Genomic DNA, 6,244 nt, shown 5'->3' with positions numbered 1-6,244 from the left:
TCGGCCAGCGAGAGCAGCTCTTATGTTTCGCCGCAAGGAGATTCGACACCGATCAGGCGCGTCATTGTTCCGCGGCCGGTGGCGCGGGCACGATGGCGGTCAGCTCGGTCAAACCGCTGAGCTTGAGGACGGGCATCAGGATCGGGTGCGCGACCAACTCGATGCGGTCGGCGTGGGTGGCCAGCGCGCTGATGGCGGCGCTGTCCAGGTACTCCACAGCGCTCAGGTCGACAAGCAGTGCCCCGTCGCCGCCGATGGCGGCGCTGGACAGGGCCAGGGTGAAGGCGTCGACGTTGCTGAGGTCGATTTCCCCCACTGCGACCAGCATGAGTTTCCCGTCGCTGCCCCGCGCGGTGTCGAGCCTGAGCGGGGTGGTCATCAGGTGATCCTCGCGGATAGGTGGACCGTGGTTCCGTCAGTGGCGGGCCGGATGTCGACATCGTGCATGAGGCTTCGCATGAGCGGGATGCCCCGGCCGCGACGCAGATGGGATGACGGCTGCGGAGCCTTCCACGAGCCGGTGTCCGTGATCGTCAACTGCACCTCGTCGCCCACCGCGATCGCACCCAGGCGGATGAGGCCCTCCGGCCGGTGGCGGTGGCCGTGCTCGATGGCGTTGGCGACGGCTTCCCCCGCGGCGACCAGCACGTTCAGGGCCTGGTCGGGGCCCATCCGCACGCGGGTCAACCAGTTACGCAAGGCGTTGCGGGTGGGTGCGAGCTGGCTGACGTCGGCGGGAAAGTTCAGCTCCAACGGGGCCGGATGGCGGTAGAGGAGGAGAACGACGTCGTCCTGGTACCCACCGCGCGGGGCGACTTGGGACATGACCTGGTTCGCCAAATCGTCCAGTCCCAACGCTCGGGCATCCTGCGCGACGCCGGCGAGGCGGGAGATGCCCTGATCCAGCGGGCTGCGGCGACGCTCGACCAGACCGTCGGTGTAGAGCAGCAAGGTCGCGCGCGCCGGTATGGTCACCCGGGCTTCCGGGCGCGCCCAGTCGCCCCGTATCCCCAGTGCGATGGTGTGGCCGTCGTCGAGGATCTGGGTGGTGCCGTCGCCGTGCACCAGGAGGGGCGGCGGGTGCCCGGCGCTGGAGTAGACCAGTTCCCCGGTGTCGGCGGTGAGCACCGCGCAGACCGCGGTGGTGCATTGCGCGCCGGGCAGCCGTGCGGCGAAGCGATCCAGCCCTGCGAGAGCTGCAGCGGGGCTTGGGTTTTCGAACAGCAGCGCACGACAAGCACTGCGCACCTGACCCATCACGGCGGCGGCAGCGAGGCCATGGCCGACACAGTCGCCGACGACCAACGCGATGCGTCCGTCCTCGAGGTCGACTATGTCGTACCAGTCGCCGCCCACCTGGAGCGGCCGGGTGGCGGCCTGATAACGCGCCGCGAACCCGTTGGGCAGATCGGCCGGGCCGAGGATCGCATGCTGTAGCGCGAGGGCGGTTTCGCGCTGCTGATCGACTTGGTGCACCCGCTGCAGCCCCTGACCGAGGCGGCCGGCCAGCACGGAGAGCAAGGTCTGGTCCTCCAGGGTGAACGGGCGTTGCTCGGTCAGGTCGATCCAGACGACGAGCACACCCTCGGGGTGCTGCAGCGCGATGCCCGCCGTCCCCGGCTCCGGCGTGGTGGGCGTGAGGAAGTCGCCGTCGCGCAATGAGCTGAGCGCCCGTTGGGTATGAGGCGGCAGGTCGGCCCACTGCGTGGGCTCGCCGACCGATACCACCTGTGGCGCGCCGAAGGCCGTCTCCGTAGACGAGCTGTACGTCGGGAAGGTGACGGCCAGAACACGGCGCGCCCGCCATAGCCTGTGCAATTCTTCCGCGGCGGCGCGTACCGCCTCCTCGACGGTGTCGGCTTGGGCCAGTTCCTGGTTGAGTGCGTGTTCGCGGCCCGCCGCCAGGGCCAATGCGATTGCGGCGTGCCCGGCGAAGTCGCTGACGAGCTCGAGATAATCGCTGCCGAACGGGGGCTGGTGCGGGTCGCGCGCGACGGCGATGACACCCAGCACCGCGCCGTCGGCAATCAGCGGGATGACGATCGCCGGGCGTTCACCGACATCGGTGAACCCCTCGATCGGGTACTGGAAGGAATCGGTGATCAGCGGTAGACCGCGGCGCGCGACACCGCCTGTGGTCGAGCCGTCCATCGGGACCTGCCGGCCAATCACCTCCGAGGAATACCGGCCCGCCGTCGCGGCGACCACCAGCGTGTCGACCTCGTCGGCGGGCGATTCGAGCTCCCGGGGGACCAGCAAGATCGCCTGCTCGGCGCCGGCCAACTCCAGCGCCCGGTTCACGATGAGCTGCAATGGCCCCGTCTGTGGGTCGCCGGACAGCAGCGCGGTCGTGATCTCGCGGCTGGCGTTCGTCCATTTGGCCGATTCACGCTCCCGCTCGAAGAGTCGCGCGTTGTCGATGGCGGCGGCGGCCGCCGTGGCCATCGCTCGGACGGCGCCCTCCTGGGAGTCGGTGAAGACTCGGCCGGGCCGATCGTCGGCCAGGTAAAGGTTGCCGAAGTTGGCCGCCCGCACGGTGATCGGTATTCCGAGGAAGGCACGCATGGGCGGGTCGAGTGCGGACAGCCCGGCGGTCTGCGGATGGGCACTGAGATCGTCGACGCGCAGACCCTCGCCGACCGCAAGGTCGTCGAGCCGCCGCGCTGTGTCGGCGTCGATTCCCGCATGCACGAAGGAAATGAGGCCGCCGTCGGATGCACGGATACCCAGGGCGGCGTAGCGAGCGCCGGTCAGTTCCATCGCCGCTTTGACGACTCGGTGCACCGTCACGTCCAGGTCCAGATCGGAGCCGATCTCGACGATGACCCGCACCAGTTGTTCCATCTGGTCGCGCGCTGCCTCCAGCTCATCGAGCTGGTCGTGCATCTGGCTCACCAGTTCGCGCCGGCCCTGCCAGGTGAAGGCGGGGTCGCTCCGGTCGCTGTCCATAGGTACCCACGGTAATCGGATCAGTCGAGTGACCGATGCCCGGACTAAGCGGCGGCTTTACTCGATCTTGACCAGGTATTGAATTGGCCCGCCGACGATAACCGAGGTGAGTACCCTTTTATCGGTGGAACTGGGGGTTTTAGGACCTCTTCAGGTCCGGCAGGACGGGGCGCCCGTCGCTATCCCGGGCGCCAAACCACGCGCCGTCCTCACGATGCTCGGCCTGCACGATGGTTCCGTTGTGTCGGCCGACGCGCTCGTCGAGCTGCTCTGGGGCGAGGATCCGCCGCGCACCGCCGCCAAGGCGCTGCAGACCCACATCTCCTCGCTGCGGCGCGCGCTGGGCGACGGCTTTGTTTTGACGCAGGGCGCGGGCTGGGCTCTCGCCGACAGCGAGGTTGATGCCTCGCGTTACAAACGCGTTGCCCGACTGGGACGCGATGCCGCCGCCGCGGGTGACACCAGCCAGGCCGTGGCCCGCTTCGAGGAGGCCCTCGCTCTGTGGCGCGGAATCCCCGATCTTCCCGATGGTCGACGCGGAACATCCGAAAAGACGCGATGGATCGAGGGCCACGCCGCACTGGTGGAGGATCGAGCGGACGCACTGCTGGCGACCGGTCGCGCCGCGGAAGTCGTCGGCGATCTCGAGGCCGCGGTGGCTGACGCTCCGCTGCGCGAAAGGCGTTGGGGCCAGCTGATGCTCGCCCTCTACCGTGCCGGCCGGCAAGGTGAAGCCCTTGGCGCGTATCAACGCGCACGGTCGCTGCTTGCCGACGAGCTGGGGGTCGATCCGGGGCCGGAACTTCGCCGACTCGAAGCCGCCATCGTCGCACAGGACGCATCGCTGGATATCGCTGTGGCACAACACGTTGCGTCAGTTACGCGCGCGGTGACATTTTTGCTCACCGACATCGAGGGGTCGACCGCCGCATGGGAGGCAGACGCCGATGCCATGGCGCTTGCACTCGCACGCCACGACGAACTGGTCGAACAGGTCGTCACGTCGCGTGGAGGTCGGCTCATCAAAACACGCGGCGAGGGCGATGCGACGTTCTCGGTCTTCGAGCGGCCGTCCGCGGCCGCCTCCGCCGCAATTGAAGTGCAGGACGCGATTACTCACGAGCCCTGGGCGTTGCGGGATCCCATCCGTGTCCGGATCGCGCTCCATACCGGTGAAGTCGAGCTTCGCGACGGCGACTACTTCGGTCGGGCGGTCAACCGGGTTGCGCGCCTGCGGTCGTTGGCCGAGGGTGGCCAAATCCTGTGCTCGGGTGCGACCGCCGAGCTCGTCATTGATGCGCTGGCCGACGACGTGGTGCTCGCCGACCTGGGGGTGCGCCAGCTGCGGAATCTCGCGCGGCCCGAGCACGTTTTCGAGTTGCGGATGGAAACCGCCGAGCAGCATCCCGAATCGCCGGCGACCGAAACGCCGATGGAGCGCCCCGGACTTCCGGCGGTGTTGATCGGCCCGGGGCCGTTCGTCGGACGTGGCCGCGAACTCGAAGGGCTGCTGTCGGCATGGCAGAGTGCCCTGGCCGGCGGCGTCAGCACGGTGCTGATCGCCGGCGAACCCGGTGTCGGCAAGACACGCCTGGCCGGCGAATGGTCGCAGCGGGCAGATGAGCTTGGAGCGATCGTGCTGTACGGCCGTTGCGACGAGGATCTCGGCGCGCCCTACCAGCCGTTCGCGGAAGCGTTGCGTTCGCTCGTGCCCTGCATGGGGACCGACCGGCTAAGAGGGCTGCGGGGCGTCGAGGCGTTGCTGTCGATCGTGCCCGGGTTGGCCGATGTCGTGCCCGACCTCGCCCGCCCCGCCCACTCGGACCCCGACACGGAGCGCTACGCGCTGTTCGACGCCGTCGTTGCGCTGCTGGGAACCGCGTCGAGGAGCGCGCCGGTCCTTCTTGTCCTCGATGACTTACATTGGGCGACCAAGCCGACGCTGCTCCTCTTGCGACATCTGCTGCGCTTCGGCGAGCACGCCCGCGTGCAGATCGTTGGTACCTACCGCAGCACCGATCTCGATCGCTCCCATCCCCTGGCGGCGATGCTCGCCGATCTTCACCGCGACGGCACGGCCAATCGGTTCAGCCTCAGCGGCCTCGATGAGGACGACGTCACCACTTACGTCGCCGAGGCGGGCTACGACGACGAGGAACTCGCGCACGCGCTGGCCTCGGTCACGGGCGGCAACCCATTCTTCCTCATCGAGTCCCTGCGCCATGTCGATGAGAGTGGAGGTGTGTGGGACCAGAGCACCCTGCCTCAGGGCGTGCGGGAAGCCGTGAGCCGCAGGCTTTCTCGGCTGCCGACCGAGACCAACAAAGCCCTTGCCGCCGCCGCCGTCGTCGGCAGCCGCTTTGCTCTGGAGCTGGTCGAACAGGTGGTCGGCAGCGACCTCATCGACGCATTCGACGAAGCGCGCCAAGCCGGCATCATCATCGAAGAACCCGGCGGTTTCTACCGGTTCAACCACGCCCTCGTCCGACAGTCATTGCTGGCCGAGCTGGCGTCCGTGCGGCGCATGCGCTTGCACCAGCGCATCGCCACGACCCTGGAGACGCTCCCCGGCGCCGACGACGAGCTGCTGGCCGAGCTGGCACATCACTACTTCGAATGCGCCTGGGCGGGAAACGCGGCCAAGGCGGTCTTCTACTGCCGGCGCGCCGCAGACCAAGCGATGGCGCGACTCGCCTACGAAGGCGCCGCCGACCTGTACCGCCACGCCCTGCACGCGCTGGAGGAGCTTGACGACGAGCTGCCCGACCGCGACGACCAGACCGCCGAGCTGCTGATCGCACGCTGCGAGGCTTTGTTGGCCGCGGGCGACGTGGCCTCGGCGGCGGGTGCCGTCTCCCAATTGCAGGAGGCGACAGTCGATTCGGCTCGGCTAGCCGCGTGGGCAACCTGCTTCGACGGGCAACTCTCGATGCTGATCCACCCCGAGCGATTGGACGAAGTCGAAGCCGCATTGAGCGCGGCTGCCGCCAAACTCGCCGAACTCGACGACGCCGCCGGAGAAGCCAAGGCGCACACCGTCCGAGCGGGATGCCTCGCTCGCCTCGGACGAATCGCCGACTGCGAGGTTGCCCTCGACGACGCGCTGACCGCGGCGCGGCGTGCGCGCGAACACCGCCGGGTGAACGCGGTGTTGGCGGGCGCTCCGCTGGCGGCGTTGTGGGGCCCTAACCCCGTTCCGCGCGCGGGCGGACGGTGCCTTGACGTGGTGCGGCTGCTGCGGATCACCACCGACTCCCCCGCCGTCGAGGCCACCTCGACGCGATGCCAGGCCGTG

The 6,244-nt window shown here is 68.8% G+C and carries 3 protein-coding genes; 1 reads left to right on the top strand and 2 read right to left on the bottom strand.

The genetic code is table 11. The features are described 5' to 3' along the window. Window positions 1-61 precede the first annotated feature (61 nt). Window positions 62-379 (bottom strand): STAS domain-containing protein, encoded by a 318-nt coding sequence (locus tag Q0W90_RS22250; RefSeq protein WP_297776662.1) that lies wholly within the window; start codon window positions 377-379, stop codon window positions 62-64. Continuing rightward, entirely contained in the window at window positions 379-2,949 is a 2,571-nt protein-coding gene (locus Q0W90_RS22245; RefSeq protein WP_297700923.1) for a SpoIIE family protein phosphatase, read from the bottom strand. The genes Q0W90_RS22250 and Q0W90_RS22245 overlap by 1 nt, the downstream gene beginning before the upstream one ends. A 124-nt stretch (window positions 2,950-3,073) precedes the next feature. On the opposite strand from Q0W90_RS22245, the gene Q0W90_RS22240 reads away from it, so the two are divergent. Then, window positions 3,074-6,244, top strand: a 3,171-nt coding sequence (locus Q0W90_RS22240; RefSeq protein WP_297776663.1) for a BTAD domain-containing putative transcriptional regulator, incomplete at its 3' end; no start/stop codon positions are given.

Source organism: Mycobacterium sp. (genome assembly GCF_025933915.1).
Taxonomy (GTDB): Bacteria; Actinomycetota; Actinomycetes; order Mycobacteriales; family Mycobacteriaceae; genus Mycobacterium.
Note: the sequence above shows the minus strand (reverse complement) of the source record. Positions and strands in the feature narration are given on the sequence as shown.